Origin of the sequence: Paenibacillus xylanivorans (genome assembly GCF_001280595.1) — a bacterium.
Classification (GTDB): Bacteria; Bacillota; Bacilli; order Paenibacillales; family Paenibacillaceae; genus Paenibacillus; species Paenibacillus xylanivorans.
On record NZ_LITU01000036.1, the window covers coordinates 82,515 to 97,803 of the forward strand.

Genomic DNA, 15,289 nt, shown 5'->3' on the forward strand with positions numbered 1-15,289 from the left:
TCCTCCTTGCGAGAGCTGATCCCTTACCTTCAAAATGATAAGATCCGTCTCCTATAGCATGGTCAGTTACTTCATCTGATATGCTACTGCACAAGGAAGAATATCATTTAAGCAGATCGGATGTAACGAACCCAGCCTGTTATAGACAGGACGAACAGTCCAAATGCCACCACAGCCGCAGCTGTAACGATACCTTCGAGCCAGCCCAGCCAGGCTGCCCCCAGTGAAAACCCCATTAGACTTCCGATCGGAACGAATAACATTCGGACCATGGCCGTCGCAGCATGATTCAAAGCCTCGGTATCGTAGGATACGAGTTGAACGTATTCGGAGGTTGCAAATACATCCCATGAACGATAAAAGAGCACACTCAGCATGATAATTAACAAGCCACACACAATCACATTGACCGGAAAAGGCGGCAGAGCTACAGCAGCGATAGATAGGCCACCAAGCTGCAAGTACAATTTCATGGTCGATGAATTACGAAAGAATGCCTTGAATGCCGTCTCTGCTGTGCGATTAGAGATGGAACGATGACGCAGCAGCTTGCGCGGTTTGCGAAAGATCATCGTCCGTGTACGCGGAGCTTTCGGCTTGGTGATGGATCTACTTAGTAAAAGTGCTGTAAACTTCAACCTTTCCCGTAAGTCCTCTCTCACATCGCCCTCAAAGGTTCCCTTCATCTCCAGTCTCATTCGACCAACCATAATTAGAAGAAGGATTGCGGCCACGATGCCTGCAAGCAGTGTCCACATCTGTCCATGCATCCAAAACGTTGCCCCAATCGTGATGATGCCCATTGCAATTGCAAAAGGAATCATGCGAAGCCAGCGTCTCCACCCGGTATAACGCACTTTGGTCATATGGAGCACAATGGCCTGTAATGAAGCTACTGCGCCAAACCAAATCGCTATTAGCGCGATATGGATAAATGACATGTCATACACACGGGACCATAGTGGGGCGGTCAACGTGGTAATTGCAATCATTTTGCCCAGATGCTGCAAACAAGCCCGGTAGATCCCCTGTCTCATCAAGGTACGCATCCACAGCGACCTCGACTTCAGGAATAACACATCCGCTTCCTCCACAAATATAAGAATTCCACCTGTAAGCATAACGATATCTATTAGCCCTGTCAGTGTAGGCAGCGTTAATCCGGTCGCCCATGAGGGCAGCGGTTTGGACCATAAGCTCACATACCATCCGCTAAGATACAACAGACCCGGAACAAGCAGGTATACCCATACCGTCCAATCTACTACCAGTTTCAGGTTTTTCAACTGTTCATTGAAGTGCTCTTTGCGCCTGCGTCTATATAAACCAAGTGGTGTGTATGCTTGAAAGGCCTCCATCTCTTCTCCCCTTCCCGGTTAGGATGTCAGTGTATCAAAACAATCGAATAACGAGGCGTCCGGCAAATCTGCGGCTGCACGGATTTCATCCAGCGTTCCTTCGGCAGCGGATCGCCCGGCGTGGATGAGAATAAAACGATCACAGATTCGCTCCGCGGTATCCAGTACATGCGTTGACATAAGTACACCTGCACCACGGCGGCGCTCATCGTCCAGCAATTTCAGAAAATCCTTGGTTGCTCGCGGATCCAGTCCGATGAAAGGCTCGTCCACAATATATACATCCGGCGAGGACAGGAAGCCGATCATCAACATCATTTTCTGCCGCATGCCCTTGGAGAAACTGGCCGGGAGATCATTACGAACGTGGTCCATACCGAAACGAACCAATAGCTCCTCCGCCCTGGCGACAAAGACATCTTCCTCCATCTCATAGGCGGCCGCGGCCAGGTCGAGATGCTCCCACAGGGTCATATATTCGTAAAAAACAGGTTGTTCCGGGATATAGGCATAGCGTCCGTCTCCCCCAATGGTTACTTCATACTTTGCATGCTCAAGCAGACCAAGCAATGTTTTGATGGTCGTACTTTTGCCAGCCCCATTGGGTCCGATAATACCCACCAGTTCCCCTGGCGCCACGTGTATTCGGATGTTCCGTATCGTGGATTGCCCCGCCTCATATCCTGCTTCCGTAATATGTACGTCCAATATGGACTCCTGTGCGGGTGTATCTTTGTTTTCGTTTTCCATACCATTCACTCCCTGCCTGTCAGGTGCTTGTTCGTTTCTTTATTGTTATTGTAATCGAGTTCGTGAGGATTTGTTTGATCATTTTGAGCTTTTGTATAATGATTTTACATTTGCAATTCATGTTATAATGTTATAACGTACTAACATTTATACTTACTTACGTATTCATTTCTTAAGTTGGATCATACTATAGGAGGAACATACTATGAATGGTGGGGCCCAAATGAAAGAGGACAATTTTAAGAAGAAAATTTTATCTCGTAAGATAGGTAAAATGGGGAATAGCTTAGGCGTCAGCCTGCCAAAGGTTTTGATTGATAAGCTCGATGTGTCACAAGGTGATGAGATTGAATTTATTGAGAACAGTCAAGGTGAGATTATACTCAAAAAAGTTAGACAGGTGAAAATACCTGAAAATGTAAGACCTGAAGTACTGGAAGCTTTTTTTGATGTTTTCGAAGAGGATGAGGGTATTCTCAAAGATTTAAGGGATCGTTAATCATGATCATATTCCTTTCAATAGAAGAAGTGGTAGCCGCTCATTATTTTATAATGAAGAGGATGAATGATACAGCACAAGCTGGAGTGAAGAACTATCCTTTGTTAGACTCTGCCGTAAATAGACCCCAACAAACTTTGTTTGGAGAAGATGCCTATCCTTCTTTATTCGATAAAGCTAGTGCTTTATTAGAGTCCTTAGTTAAAAATCACTGCTTTCATAATGGGAACAAACGGACAGCTTATCTCGTAACCAAATCGTTTTTGATGTTGAATGGTTACCATCTCCAAATGGAACGTCAATATGCAGTGGAGTTCATGGTCAATGTTGCAGAAGGCAAGCACTCATTTGAAAGCATCGCAAATATATTAAAGAACCATTCAGTAGTGCGGTAGCTCATAATTTTATAAAAACGTAAAAAAGCAGGGGGTCCGGGGCCCCTGCTTCTTAATATTAAAGTGAAAATCTCATATTACCGAGTTGACTCCACCACAGTTGAAGTTTCGCTTTCTGCATCTGCACTTACGTTCAGACCCAGCGCTCTGCATGTTCCTCATTTAAACGTGAAGACGTTTACTCAAACGTTTTTCATTCAAAAAGTTTAAATTTTAAATGAAAATCCAGCCAAGTAGTCTCCCATTTCCCACCTCTGAAATGAGATCATTTGCAAAGTCATTTCACTCACCTGTAATCACGGATTTTGCTGCAAGACTCCCGTCCATATCGTTCTTTTTTTGCCTGCGAATCACTACATAAATCACGCCCAGCAACGTCAGCAAAATGCCTGAACAGACAAAAGCCGGAATAACTCCGAATGAGGTGACCAGAAATCCACCTACCACTGGACCCATGATGTTACTGGCCGTCATGATACTTCCAACCGTGCCAAACACACGACCCGTCATGGATTCAGGTGTTTGCTCCTGAAGTAGAATTTGGAACGGAACAATGGCAAACCCAACACCCACACCTGCCAAGGCAAATAACGATATCAGCAGCAAATTAGCGCCAAGCCCGGCATGCGGCCATACTCCTACGATCATTCCTACTGCACCAATAACAAGACCCATCAATGATGTTCCAAGCCCCATCTTGATTACATGCCCCGCCTTTTTCCACTTCTGAACACTCATCGCTGCAATTAACGTTCCAACACCGCTAGCCGCGACGCACCATCCGAGCAGATCACTTGAAATACCGGGAAGCTGTCTGAACAGGACTACTGTCTGGGAATCCGCAAATTGCAGAAACAAAAGAGCTGAAGCAAGCAGGATTAGAGAAGTACCCACATGAGGAAGAGATGCAAGCATGCGGATGCCCTCCATTGTATCTTTCAAAAACGTAGCTTTTTTACCTGCTTGAGCAGCACCTGTCGTCTCTTCCCTTACTTGTTCTACGTTCTGATTCGCAGATTGGATCACCCGTGCTCCAGGAATCCATAGCAAAATAATGCCGGAGATCAGAAAGGACACGGAATCCAATGCGAAACACCAGGTGATCCCAAAAGCAGCAACCAACAGCCCGCCAAGTGCCGGACCGATAATTTTGGACATCTGTTCGATCACCGAGCTGATGGATACTGCCTGACCCAACTGCTCCTGCGGTACAATCTCCTTAAGCTTGCCGTTCTTGGCCGGGGAGAATACCACATCGAACAACGATTTGAGAATAAGCAATACATACACATGCCACATTTGATCGGCAAAAATGAGCCCGCCAACGATCACAATTCGCGCACCATCGGCAACGATCATCAGCCACTTCCGATTGACCCGGTCCGCCAGCGCCCCTGCAAATGGACCCGTAAGCAAGACAGGCAATGCTGCACAAAGCGTGGTAAACGTAATCTCCCACGGCGTTGCATTCCAGCGTATGCCCACCAGTGTAAGGATCGCCAGCAGATGCAGCCAGTCTCCCAGATTGGAGATGGCCTGCGCAGCCATTAACGTTATGAATGACCGATTGTGCTTCAGGGGTCTTCGTTCCTGCATCGTTAATCCAATTGTCATCATTCTTCTCCTCCGCCCTCAACCCATTCATGATATGAATTCATTATAGAGAGCAGGATGCGCTCCCACCTCCTGCCAGAGACGGAGAAGAAACGGTGTCTTCAGGATGATTTTTCCAGAAACTATTTGAAAATGAAAATACTTATTATGGATTCTCTATATACGCGGACAAAACAAAAAAATGATTAAATTTTAATTGCTAAAAATGCAAATCTTGTGACATATCGCATGTTTTTCACACAATCAGACGCTTACAATAAAAACATGGCGACCCTCTGAATCGTCAAATGTCAGTTTATTATCAACTTCAAACTAATCTTGAAAAGGCGGGATCAGCATGCTGGAATTACAGGAAATCGGAACCGAACGTTCTCTTCATCTGTACCGCACCTTGGCCCAGACATTTAAGAGCGTGAATGAACACGCTGTATCCGGAAGCAAAGTGCATGGCTTCAACCCTACCGCTTACGGGGTGCTCGAAGTGTTATATATGAAAGGAGCACAGCCCATTCAACAAGTTGGTGCACAGCTTCTGCTGCAAAGTGGGAATGTCACTTATGTCATTGACAAGCTGGAGCAAAAAGGACTTTTACATCGAAAACACTGTCCGCAGGATAGACGCATCATTTTTGTAGAACTGACCGAGGAAGGCCAGCGTACCATGGATGATATCTACCCAGGCTATGCACACAAAATTGATCGTGCTGTCAGCGGTCTGAGCGAGGATGATAAGACATTACTGGCTGAACTGTTGGAAAGGCTTGCACTCGGCGCTGACCGTTTATCCGCAAACGGCTAAGGCCACCCTCATATCACCTGATCCAAATTAAAAATAACCGGTTCGCCTAAATAGGCGGCACCGGTTATTTTTATTCGATATTCAAAGGTACAAAATCCACATCAACACCGTGAGGGCAGCGACGACCAATCCACCTGCAATCAGCAAATCGACAACGTATCTGGACAGATCTGAGCGACTGTGCCCCTCAACCTCCCTCTGAGTCTCTTCGTACTTGCGTTTGGCTTCATCTTCATTCGACGAATTCAGATTATTGGGAAACATCATCCTCACCTCTACTCCCAATGAGATACCTATTTTTTAAAATATTATTCTGTGTTGGTTTTCTCCTGCTTACGGGCTCTATTCAATATCCATCCCAGACCGGATTGCCACAACAAAAAAAACAAAGGTTGTTATTACTACGTATTGATAAAGGCAGGATCAGAAACAGAAGAACAGCCACATTGATAAGAATGCTTATGATCAATGTATACCAGAAGGGATAGTAATATGTATGTTCAGCTCGTTCCGCCAAAGGAACATATTCCATGAGTTCGACAACCAGGGGAAGCGAAATACAGGTCAAAATGGCTGCCAGTGGCTTGATTGAAAATGGCACAATCCAGAACGATTGCAGCGATTGTTTTCTCATCTTAACTCGCCTCCCATTCTATTACTGTAAATTCAAGAAAATCCCTTCTAGAAAATAATAAACAAAAAAGCAGCCAAGAAACAGCTGCCTTGATCCAAGAATTATTCTTTTTACTTTGTTTACTTCCCTGAAGCTTGTGCTTGCGGCGGAGCATCTGCATCTTCGGGAACGATTAGCCGTTTGCGCAAGGCCAGAGTCGTCACCCACGAGATAATAGCGATGACAAACATGATGACGAACAATGAGTGCAGACTTCCTTCTAGCACGTTACGCAAAAGTGACCATTTTTCATCCGACAGAGCAGCTTCCGTATGCGGAGCAAGCAGTTGATTCAGGTCCCCATCCGAGATCCCCGCCTCCGCCAGATGCTGCTCGCTCGACAACGTTGATATTCTGTAATTTAACCAAGTGCCGAAAGCTGCTGCACCAATGGTTTGTCCGAGCGTACGCATGAAGGTATGTAGCGCCGTGGACGATCCACGCTCTTTATATCCGACCGACGACTGCGAAATTATCGTGAATATGGTAAAAGCAAATCCAAAGCCGAGCCCGTAAATAAAGGTCAATATAAACAGCACGGCTTGGGGTGATGTTCCACCGACTAGGAAAAGTCCTCCCGATCCAATGGCGATCCCGGTTAATCCAATCACCGCTGTTAAGCGTGATCCAATCTTCAATAACAGGCGGCCCGCAAGAACGCTGCCGATCAGCCAGCCGACTGACATTGGGGCAAGCAACAACCCCGATTCAGTCGCATTACCGCCCCGAACCCCCTGCACCCAAAGTGGCAAATAACTGGTTAGGCCAATCATCAGGGTACTTGTCAGTAATCCGGCGATATTCGCCACCCGGATGTCCCGAATACGGAACAGATGGAGAGGTACCATCGGGGCCTGGGCTCTTTTTTCCACCACAAAAAATAAAATAATAAACAAAATAGCCACAATGCTTAATCCCACAATAACAGGAGAACTCCAGGCGTAATACTGTCCCCCCGCCGACAATACAAAGAGCAATGCTGTGATACCGACGGTAAAGGTCAACGCACCCACATAGTCAATTTTCGCGGTACGCGGAGACATTTCTTCTTTCAAATAACGAAATACAAACCACATCGCGAGCAGTCCAAACGGCAAATTGAATCCAAAGATCCACTGCCAGCCCAGATTATCTACGAAATAACCGCCCAGCAGCGGTCCCGCCAGAGAGGATATGCCCCACACGGAGCTGATCCAGCCCTGTATTTTGCCTCGTTCTTCAAGGCGATAAATATCACCAATAATCGTAAACGTAACAGGCACAACCGCACCTGCACCAATCCCTTGGATCGCACGATAAATAATCAGCTGCTCCATGTTCTGCGAAAGGCAGCATAGGAGTGAACCCATTAAAAATAAGGCACAGCCAATCAGGAATACCGGCTTTCGTCCGTATAGATCACTGATTTTGCCAAAAATCGGCGTACTCACAGCCATCGTTAACAGATAAGCAGTGAAAATCCAGCTCAACAGCTGTACACTTCCCAGCTCACTGACAATGGTTGGCCCTGCCGGACCAATGACAGTACCTTCAATCGCCGACAAAAAAGTCGCCAACAACAACCCCGCCAAGATGAAGCTGCGGTTCAAACCTCCGGTTGTATTCACACAAACCCTTCTCTCTTCAATTCTCTATATAATTGGAACATTGATTTACACAGCCCACTTCGGGCCAGAACAACCTTTTATTTATCTCTCTTACGCAAAAACTCATCGTACAACAAGGAATACATCACCATATCCTTATATCCGGTAGACGTATGCTGCACCTGACGCAGCAGACCTTCCCGCGTGAAGCCGCGGTTCGTCAGAAACTCTCCCGACGCGAGATTACGCGGATCAACCAGTGCTTCAATCCGATTGAGCCCCATTGTCTCATACCCAAACGGCAGCATAACCGAGAATACTTCCGTCATATAACCGTGACGCCAGTAATCGCGCCCCAGTTCATAACCGATCTCACCCCGGAATGCGCCTTCAAGCTGCCATGTGTTGTATCCACAACTTCCGATGAGCTGGCCCGTTTCCTTCAGTTCGATGCCCCAGCGAATCGCCTCCTCTTCTCCTGCCATATGGTTCAGCAGTCCAATCATATCCGCGGCCTCGCTTGTCCCAATCATGGGCGCCAGATTCATATAACGGGTCACCTCCCGGTCTGACCAGCAAGCGAACATCTGGGCAGCATCCCGGCGTCGCATTTTGCGCAGACGCAGCCGTCCTGTCTCTAGTTCGGGAATTCTCCCTTTGCATTTATACATGAAAAGACACTCCGATCCGATCCATCTCCACAGACCATAAGATTCAATAGCCATCTAACCATAACCTGCACGGAATGGCAACTGTTCAGTCATCGTAATCACGTCAAAAAACCGGGCGCTTTCGCTCCCGGTCTTGCTGTACGTATGGATTAACTCAAGTTTGCATAAAATTTCGGGAGACTTTGTCCGAATGTAGATTCAGGCTGTAGACGTCTTCTTGCCCGTCGCCAGCAATTCCTCACTAACCCGGCCGAGTACGCCTGTGATTTCCTTAAACTCCTCAATGCCAGTCCCGGTAAGACTCCATTGATCTCCATGGGCGGTCAGGAAGTTCTCTTGCGTCAGGTGCTCAAGCTCCTGCTTGATCTCCCGCTCTCCAACGCGATATCCCCGTTCTTCCAATAGAGGCAATGCGTCGCTAACGGTTAAATCCTGATTTTGGGCCAAATATAGAAGATGAATTCGTACAAAAAGATTCTGTACCTCTGCATGCATAAGCCAAGCTCCTTCCCGGGTTGTAGCCCGCCGTGGTTGCTAAGTAATTACCCCACGCAGGAAGATGAGAAACAGGAGGAATATTCAAGCATGACCTGCCCTTTCCGAAATCCTCCGCTTGACTAACCGCATGCTCTGCACTATCTTGAAAATAAGTACCATTTTTGCTCGGGAGGGTGATTCATCATGTTTCAAGCTGTTTCTTATGAAGGAACACGAAGCGAGCAGCAAACCGCCGTCCTGGGACAGTTAAGCGCTCTGATCCGCGATGAACCTAGCGCCATTGCCAATCTGGCAAACGCTGCGGCGTTGCTCAATGTATTTATGACCGATACCAATTGGGTCGGATTCTATCTGTATGATGGAAAAGAACTTGTACTCGGTCCATTCCAGGGACTTCCTGCCTGCATCCGTATTCCACTGGGACGCGGTGTATGCGGCACTTCTGCTTCGGAACGACGTACAATGGTCGTTGAAGATGTCCATGCCTTCCCAGGCCATATCGCCTGTGATGCCGCATCGAACAGTGAAATCGTTGTACCGATTATTAAAAACGGCGAATTGTACGGGGTGCTCGACATCGATAGCCCGCTCAAGAACCGTTTTGACGATGAAGACCGCGTCTTCCTGGAAAAGGCCGTAAGCCTGATTACAGAGCAGCTGGAATTATCCTAACTGCCTGAAGTACGATCATTAAGCCGATGGAGCGTTCATCGGCCTTACGATGATATGCAATAACAAAGAGCGCAATCCTCCCTAGAGGATCTGCGCTCTTTGTTATGATTATTTCTTCACACCCATGTTCTGCTCGCCCATGATACTTTATGCATCTAGGATAAATCCTGTTCCGCCTTAATCATCATCCCGTCTCGTAAAAACTCGGCCAACTTGGGGTGGTAACCATCATACATCTGGCGAAAATTTTTGTGCTCGACGTACAGATTGCCCAGATCACGGTAAATCTCTGCCGTTGGAGTGTAATAATCCTTGATCCATTCGAGATGTCTGCCAATAATCTGCTGTACCTCCGAGCTGCCGGGTGCTAACCCATCCTCAATAGCGCCCTGCAAGTCCAAGTGAATTCGGTCGATCTTCGCCTGCGAATCGAGAAAATCTTCCTTCGACTTCATCTCTTGGCCCTCAGGCATGGTGGATTGCTCCAAGGAATTGACGTCGTGCTTCTGACCGTTCTTTGTCTGCTTCTGTTCGTAATAATCATTCTTTGCCACATGGTCAGAGGTCGATTCATTCAAAAGCGGGTGACGCCCCTGATTCGAAAAACCAGCGTACAGTTCAACCTCATCCAGTTCCTGCTCTCCTCTTAAATAGGAGATGGTTTTATCCAGTGTCTGTATCATTCCGTGCAAATGAAGTGCCTTCTCCAGCATCTCGATCCGATGCTGCTGCATGATACGGATCATGTCCCGGGGAGTATCCCTGAGCATGGGGCCGATCTCATCCTCCTCCATGCCTACTTCTTTACAGAATAGAATCTGCTGTAATCTCAGCAACTCCGGCTTCTCATAGTAGATATCCTCATCTTGACCCACGAAGGCTGGATTCAGCAGACCTGTCTCTGCGTACTGTCCCAATTCACTCAGACTTACACCGGACATCCCGGATACATCAACCATGGAATATGCCATTTGAATACACCTCCTGTCTGGCCTGTAACTCCTAGCTCAGGCTTGTTCATACTGCATTTTATTTAAATTTAAGTAAGATATTATAAGACTTCCAACAATTCTGTACCCAGCAATCCGTTCATTTCTCTGGATGGATACACAACGCTTCGGTGATATGAACGGCATGTAATTGGTAGATTTGCGGTATGATAAGTATTTATACCCTTCTCATCAGATGTGAACCCGGGGTCATTAAAGAAAAGCTATGTATTTTTTACGGAAAGGGCTGGATGTAGAAAAGCAAAAAATCCTGCACCCGCTAACTTGGGCACAGGGTCATCTTGTTCTATTTCATCTCGAATATCCGCTCGTCTTATAGTTGGATCTTTAATTCTTGTTAAACATGACAAACTTCAATTCGGTCATTTCCTCTACAGCATATTTAACACCTTCACGTCCCATCCCGCTCTGCTTCACACCACCATAAGGCATATGATCCACACGGAAAGTGGGAATGTCGTTAATCATCACGCCGCCAGCTTCAATGTGGTCCGCTGCATGCAATGCAGTATGAATATCATTAGTGAACACACCCGCCTGAAGCCCATAGATGGAATCATTCACATGTTCAATGCCTTCTTCAACCGAATCTACCGTATTAATGACAACGATCGGGGCAAAGACCTCCTGACAAGACACCTTGGCATCCCGCGGAACGTTAACAAGCACGGTTGGACGTAATACGCCTCCCTCGGCTTCGCCGCCTGTTGCTACCTCAGCGCCTGCCTGCTTCGCTTCATCAATCCAATCCAGCGTGCGCTGTACATCTTTGGATGTGATGAGTGCAGAAACCACGGTATCCGGGTTCAGAGGGTCTCCTACCACGACTTGTTTCGCTGCTTCAGCAAAACGACGGATGAACTCATCCGCGATCGAGCTGTGCACATAAATCCGCTGCAACGAAATACATACCTGACCTTGGTAAGTAAACGCTCCGGTCACACATCTCGGTACCACCTTGTCCAAATTGGCATCCCGGTCTATAATGACTGCTGCATTTGACCCTAGCTCCAGTGTCACCCGCTTCAGTCCGGCTTTGCTGCGAATGCTTGTACCTACAGCGGGACTGCCTGTAAATGTAATATGAGCCACATCAGGATGCTCTACAAGCACATCTCCAATCGTTTTGCCGTCACCACTCACCACATTCAATGCCCCATCGGGTAATCCGGCTTCCTGAAGCAGATTGGCAATATAATAGGAAGACAGCGGCGTCTGCTCCGCAGGCTTCAACACAATGGTATTGCCTGCTGCCAGTGCCGGACCTACTTTGTGGGCCACCAGGTTCATTGGGAAATTAAATGGCGTAATTGCTCCGACAACGCCCAAGGGCTGCCGCATCGTGTATCCTATGCGCCCTTCTCCTCCTTTGGCTGCGTCCATGGGAACCGTCTCCCCAGTGAGGCGCTTGGCTTCCTCCGCGGCGAAACGATACGTTTCCACCGTACGATCTACTTCGGCGAGCGCCGCAGTAATCGGCTTCGCTGCCTCCAGCGCAATAATACGTGCTGCTTCTTCCTTCCGTTCTTCCAGCAGGGCTGACAGCTTGTAAAGAATATCTGCACGCTGATGGGCAGGCATTCTGCGCATCTCTTTGCCCGCCTGAACTGCGGCGGCAATCGCTACTTCGACTTCCTCAGCTGACGCCGAGGATACTTCTGCCAGTGTTTCTCCAGAGTATGGTGCCTGAAGTGTTATATAGTTTACTGATTCGGTGGGCTTGCCCCCGATGAACAGATGTTGTTTTCTCATTGCTGCATCCTCCATTCATGTTTTCCGCAGAGTTTTCCCATACCTATTTATACACCACTTCAGCATCATCAACACAAGTCATACCTCTATTTGACAGTGATCACCGGACATCCTGCATGTTTCAAGACGCCATGGCTGACACTGCCCACCACGATTTCAGCGAGCATGCTTTTCCCCGCCGTTCCCATCACAATGAGATCACAGCTTCTATCCTTCGCTACACGGCAGATCTCATTCACGGGATCACCTGCAATCAGCAATGTTTCATAATGAACAGAACGAGCGGCTAACAATTCATTAACGGGTTGTATGATATGCTGTCCTTCTTCTGCGATCCGTGCTTCCAGATCCACACCCAGTGCGGGCTCATTTAGCGAGATCGAAGGATTAACATGTACGATAATCAAAGAAGCCGGTTGTTTCAGACTTTCTGCCAGAACAACAGCTTGCTCCAAAGCCTTGTGGGCATGATCCGACCCATCGACAGCAATTAATATTCGTTTCAGCATTTTCCATTCCTCCTGTTCATTAATGCGTAATGGCAGCATCGATATCACGCAGATGTCTGCGGCGTACCAGAAGCACAACGACCCCGATCAGAACCATCAATGCGCCAAAATAAAACGGTGTCTCCGGCAGGAACCACTCGGATAATTTACCAGCAAGCCATGGTGCCAACGCACCGCCAAGGAACCGGACAAAGCTGTAGGCAGCCGATGCCACAGAACGTTCCACTGGCGCAGCTTCCATGACTGCCGTGGTCATTAAAGTATTGTTGATCCCAAGGAAAATCCCGGCAACGATAACAGCTACGATAACGGTTGTGGATGATCCCATCACCGTACCTACCGCCATCACAACCAAATCAATGGCGAACAGGGTCAGCATAACGCTCATGGAAGGAACCGATCCGAATCGACGTTGCAATCTTGGTGCGACAAAGACAGACGTAATTGCCAGCATCAAACCCCAACCGAAGAATACATAACCAAGTCCGTGCTCATCCAGATTCATGACATAAGGTGAATAAGCCATCAAGGTAAAGAAACCAAAGTTATACAGGAAGGCCGTAATCGCCAATGTTTTCAGTGAAGGATAACCCAGAGCCTTGAACGGATCGGACAAGGAGCTGCGCGTTTTGGGTTTGGCCATCTTAGGCAGCATAAACGTAATACTGATAAAAGCAATCGCCATCAGAACAGCTACACCATAGAACGGGCCGCGCCATGAGATGGAACCCAGTTCACCACCGAGCAATGGACCGACGGCAATCCCCAGACCAAGCGCTGCTTCGTATAAAATAATCGCTTTGGCTGTCCCCGAAGTGGATAGTCCTACAATAGCGGATAATGCAGTTGCGATGAACAGGGCATTCCCCAGTCCCCAACCACCACGGTAACCGACGAGTGCACCTACAGTGTCAGAGGTCCCGCCGAGGAAAGAGAAAACAATGATCAGCAAAATCCCGCTGAGCAGTGTCCACTTCACACCAATCCGGCTGGATACAACACCTGTAATCAGCATGGCTACCCCGGTAACTGCGTTATAACTTGTAAACAATAAAGATACCTGGCTTTTGGAAGCATGCAGCTGATCTGCAATCGCAGGCAAAATTGGATCGACCAATCCTAGTCCCATAAAGGAGATGATACAGGCGAAGGCTACTGCCCATACCGCTCTAGGCTGGGATAATAGACCTCCACGGGATGACGGCAATTCGTCAGGTAATGAGGCTTCTCTTTTCATACGTAATTCCTCCTGGTTCATGATTTATGTTGTGAAACAAATTGTGAAAAAAGAATGAAAATATCATCATTATTTTCAGAAATATAGGAAAGAAAACGGCACAAATGACACCGGATCTCCCGGTGCTTATCGTGGAATACTAATTTACATTCTCGTGCCCTTCTAATCGTCGAATGCCGTTCTGAACCCGTTCACGCAATTCCTCAAGTTCCTTCTGCACGGCATGAATACTCTGAAGTTTCTGCTCAATCAGCTCCAGCTGATCGTCCAGCGTCGTTTCCATCTTGGTGAGCTTCTCGATCCGTTCTCTCACTTCAGTGGTCTGCTGGTAGTCAAAACGCTGTTCGTTCAGCGCATCCGCCGTTGCCACATAGGTATGTAGCTCCTGAAGCGAGAATCCCAGCACTTCCTTCGCCCGGACCACCTTTTTGAGATAATCTATATCTTCTCGGGTGTATAATCGTGTGCCACCGTCCGTCCGCTGAGGTGAAGGCATAACTCCAATCTCTTCGTAATACCGAATGGTACGCTTGGTCAACCCGCATTCCTTGGCTACGTCATCGATTTTAAATAAACTCATTTCCTTCACCTCACTTTAATATGTCTATAATGTTATGTACATAATTATATATATTATTAACGTTAACGTCAACGTTAGATTTTGGGCTTGAATATGTAGTATGTCTCAAACATGAACAGATTATCTCAGTGTAAATTTTACAATACGTTGTTAAAAGTAGTTTCTGGTTGTCCTCCGCCTCTATAAGATGCAAAAAGATCCGCTCTCGCGGATCTTCGTTCAGGTGCGATTTCACATCGTACCTTTATGCGCCCTGCTTCTTCTGTCCCTGTTGCTGGACACGCTGCATTTCCTTCAAGCGGCCTTCAACCTTGGTAAATAGTCGAATCGTATAGAACACGACAGCGAAGAGACTCAGGACCAATGCCTGTACATCCGTAAACCAGAAACCGAGAATACCAAACACCGTGATAATCACACCAAACTGCATCATCAGATTGGCGCTATATCGTTGTGCTTCTTCCCACAATTCCGGGTTACTCATCGCGCGCGGGGTGCGGTAACCATATATGCCATTAATTTTTTTCGGTGGTTTTTTGTAAACCATTAACCCCAATACGAAATAACACACGCCGCATATCAAACCAACAATTGCTCCTGCCACAATGTTCTCCCCTAACTCCATTAAAAATACACCACAGATATTAAAACAAAAAAACGGCTCTACGTATATACGAAGAGCCGCC

General features: G+C 47.3%; 18 protein-coding genes. 4 read left to right on the forward strand and 14 right to left on the reverse strand.

Features of this window, described 5'->3' with window-relative positions; genetic code table 11:
• Positions 1-107: 107 nt before the first annotated feature.
• Positions 108-1,358, reverse strand: a complete 1,251-nt coding sequence (locus AMS66_RS04495; RefSeq protein WP_053779651.1) for an ABC transporter permease — start codon at positions 1,356-1,358, stop codon at positions 108-110.
• 18 nt (positions 1,359-1,376) lie between these two features.
• On the reverse strand, positions 1,377-2,108 hold the full coding sequence (locus tag AMS66_RS04500) for an ABC transporter ATP-binding protein (RefSeq protein WP_053779652.1): 732 nt from the start codon (positions 2,106-2,108) through the stop codon (positions 1,377-1,379).
• Between the two features lie 205 nt (positions 2,109-2,313).
• On the opposite strand from AMS66_RS04500, the gene AMS66_RS04505 reads away from it, so the two are divergent.
• Entirely contained in the window at positions 2,314-2,607 is a 294-nt protein-coding gene (locus AMS66_RS04505) for an AbrB/MazE/SpoVT family DNA-binding domain-containing protein (protein WP_053779653.1), read from the forward strand.
• A 2-nt stretch (positions 2,608-2,609) separates the two neighbouring features.
• Positions 2,610-3,002, forward strand: a complete 393-nt coding sequence (locus AMS66_RS04510) for a type II toxin-antitoxin system death-on-curing family toxin (protein WP_053779654.1) — start codon at positions 2,610-2,612, stop codon at positions 3,000-3,002.
• 282 nt (positions 3,003-3,284) lie between these two features.
• Here AMS66_RS04510 and AMS66_RS04515 read toward each other — a convergent pair whose 3' ends face one another.
• Positions 3,285-4,619, reverse strand: a complete 1,335-nt coding sequence (locus AMS66_RS04515; protein WP_236703183.1) for an MFS transporter — start codon at positions 4,617-4,619, stop codon at positions 3,285-3,287.
• Between the two features lie 334 nt (positions 4,620-4,953).
• Between AMS66_RS04515 and AMS66_RS04520 the strand changes: the two genes are divergently transcribed.
• Positions 4,954-5,415 (forward strand): MarR family winged helix-turn-helix transcriptional regulator, encoded by a 462-nt coding sequence (locus AMS66_RS04520; protein ID WP_053779656.1) that lies wholly within the window; start codon positions 4,954-4,956, stop codon positions 5,413-5,415.
• Positions 5,416-5,496: 81 nt separating this feature from the next.
• Here the strand turns inward: AMS66_RS04520 and AMS66_RS04525 are convergent, their stop codons facing one another.
• From AMS66_RS04525 to AMS66_RS04545, 5 genes are all read right to left on the reverse strand, one after another.
• Positions 5,497-5,682 (reverse strand): hypothetical protein, encoded by a 186-nt coding sequence (locus AMS66_RS04525; protein ID WP_053779657.1) that lies wholly within the window; start codon positions 5,680-5,682, stop codon positions 5,497-5,499.
• A 79-nt stretch (positions 5,683-5,761) separates the two neighbouring features.
• The gene (locus AMS66_RS04530) at positions 5,762-6,049 is read right to left on the reverse strand and encodes a hypothetical protein (RefSeq protein WP_053779658.1); all 288 of its coding nucleotides are present in this window, start codon (positions 6,047-6,049) and stop codon (positions 5,762-5,764) included.
• 119 nt (positions 6,050-6,168) lie between these two features.
• Positions 6,169-7,677: an MDR family MFS transporter gene (locus AMS66_RS04535; protein WP_082350577.1), complete on the reverse strand. Its 1,509-nt coding sequence runs from the start codon at positions 7,675-7,677 to the stop codon at positions 6,169-6,171.
• Positions 7,678-7,772: 95 nt separating this feature from the next.
• On the reverse strand, positions 7,773-8,345 hold the full coding sequence (locus AMS66_RS04540; RefSeq protein WP_053779660.1) for a GNAT family N-acetyltransferase: 573 nt from the start codon (positions 8,343-8,345) through the stop codon (positions 7,773-7,775).
• Positions 8,346-8,543: 198 nt separating this feature from the next.
• Positions 8,544-8,840, reverse strand: a complete 297-nt coding sequence (locus AMS66_RS04545) for a hypothetical protein (RefSeq protein WP_053779661.1) — start codon at positions 8,838-8,840, stop codon at positions 8,544-8,546.
• A 186-nt stretch (positions 8,841-9,026) separates the two neighbouring features.
• On the opposite strand from AMS66_RS04545, the gene AMS66_RS04550 reads away from it, so the two are divergent.
• On the forward strand, positions 9,027-9,515 hold the full coding sequence (locus tag AMS66_RS04550; RefSeq protein WP_053779662.1) for a GAF domain-containing protein: 489 nt from the start codon (positions 9,027-9,029) through the stop codon (positions 9,513-9,515).
• Positions 9,516-9,670: 155 nt separating this feature from the next.
• Here AMS66_RS04550 and AMS66_RS04555 read toward each other — a convergent pair whose 3' ends face one another.
• From AMS66_RS04555 to AMS66_RS04580, 6 genes are all read right to left on the reverse strand, one after another.
• The gene (locus tag AMS66_RS04555) at positions 9,671-10,486 is read right to left on the reverse strand and encodes a MerR family transcriptional regulator (protein ID WP_053779663.1); all 816 of its coding nucleotides are present in this window, start codon (positions 10,484-10,486) and stop codon (positions 9,671-9,673) included.
• Between the two features lie 366 nt (positions 10,487-10,852).
• Positions 10,853-12,277: an aldehyde dehydrogenase family protein gene (locus tag AMS66_RS04560; RefSeq protein ID WP_144424408.1), complete on the reverse strand. Its 1,425-nt coding sequence runs from the start codon at positions 12,275-12,277 to the stop codon at positions 10,853-10,855.
• A gap of 86 nt (positions 12,278-12,363) precedes the next feature.
• Complete coding sequence (locus AMS66_RS04565) at positions 12,364-12,786, reverse strand: universal stress protein (RefSeq protein WP_053779665.1); 423 nt, start codon at positions 12,784-12,786, stop codon at positions 12,364-12,366.
• A 19-nt stretch (positions 12,787-12,805) separates the two neighbouring features.
• Positions 12,806-14,023: an MFS transporter gene (locus AMS66_RS04570; RefSeq protein WP_053779666.1), complete on the reverse strand. Its 1,218-nt coding sequence runs from the start codon at positions 14,021-14,023 to the stop codon at positions 12,806-12,808.
• A gap of 139 nt (positions 14,024-14,162) precedes the next feature.
• Positions 14,163-14,603 carry a helix-turn-helix domain-containing protein gene (locus AMS66_RS04575; RefSeq protein WP_053779667.1) on the reverse strand — a complete coding sequence of 147 codons (441 nt, stop codon included), beginning with the start codon at positions 14,601-14,603 and terminating at the stop codon, positions 14,163-14,165.
• Between the two features lie 244 nt (positions 14,604-14,847).
• Complete coding sequence (locus AMS66_RS04580; RefSeq protein ID WP_160319664.1) at positions 14,848-15,207, reverse strand: SdpI family protein; 360 nt, start codon at positions 15,205-15,207, stop codon at positions 14,848-14,850.
• Positions 15,208-15,289 lie beyond the last annotated feature (82 nt).

Excerpts from the sequence above, each read along its gene's own strand:
- AMS66_RS04495 (WP_053779651.1), bottom strand. The coding sequence starts at position 1,358 with ATGGAGGCCTTTCAAGCATACACACCACTTGGTTTATATAGACGCAGG.
- AMS66_RS04550 (WP_053779662.1), top strand. The coding sequence starts at position 9,027 with ATGTTTCAAGCTGTTTCTTATGAAGGAACACGAAGCGAGCAGCAAACC.
- AMS66_RS04510 (WP_053779654.1), top strand. The coding sequence starts at position 2,610 with ATGATCATATTCCTTTCAATAGAAGAAGTGGTAGCCGCTCATTATTTT.
- AMS66_RS04505 (WP_053779653.1), top strand. The coding sequence starts at position 2,314 with ATGAATGGTGGGGCCCAAATGAAAGAGGACAATTTTAAGAAGAAAATT.
- AMS66_RS04545 (WP_053779661.1), bottom strand. The coding sequence starts at position 8,840 with ATGCATGCAGAGGTACAGAATCTTTTTGTACGAATTCATCTTCTATAT.
- AMS66_RS04570 (WP_053779666.1), bottom strand. The coding sequence starts at position 14,023 with ATGAAAAGAGAAGCCTCATTACCTGACGAATTGCCGTCATCCCGTGGA.
- AMS66_RS04575 (WP_053779667.1), bottom strand. The coding sequence starts at position 14,603 with ATGAGTTTATTTAAAATCGATGACGTAGCCAAGGAATGCGGGTTGACC.
- AMS66_RS04530 (WP_053779658.1), bottom strand. The coding sequence starts at position 6,049 with ATGAGAAAACAATCGCTGCAATCGTTCTGGATTGTGCCATTTTCAATC.
- AMS66_RS04525 (WP_053779657.1), bottom strand. The coding sequence starts at position 5,682 with ATGATGTTTCCCAATAATCTGAATTCGTCGAATGAAGATGAAGCCAAA.
- AMS66_RS04500 (WP_053779652.1), bottom strand. The coding sequence starts at position 2,108 with ATGGAAAACGAAAACAAAGATACACCCGCACAGGAGTCCATATTGGAC.
- AMS66_RS04515 (WP_236703183.1), bottom strand. The coding sequence starts at position 4,619 with ATGATGACAATTGGATTAACGATGCAGGAACGAAGACCCCTGAAGCAC.
- AMS66_RS04565 (WP_053779665.1), bottom strand. The coding sequence starts at position 12,786 with ATGCTGAAACGAATATTAATTGCTGTCGATGGGTCGGATCATGCCCAC.
- AMS66_RS04555 (WP_053779663.1), bottom strand. The coding sequence starts at position 10,486 with ATGGCATATTCCATGGTTGATGTATCCGGGATGTCCGGTGTAAGTCTG.
- AMS66_RS04540 (WP_053779660.1), bottom strand. The coding sequence starts at position 8,345 with ATGTATAAATGCAAAGGGAGAATTCCCGAACTAGAGACAGGACGGCTG.
- AMS66_RS04520 (WP_053779656.1), top strand. The coding sequence starts at position 4,954 with ATGCTGGAATTACAGGAAATCGGAACCGAACGTTCTCTTCATCTGTAC.
- AMS66_RS04560 (WP_144424408.1), bottom strand. The coding sequence starts at position 12,277 with ATGAGAAAACAACATCTGTTCATCGGGGGCAAGCCCACCGAATCAGTA.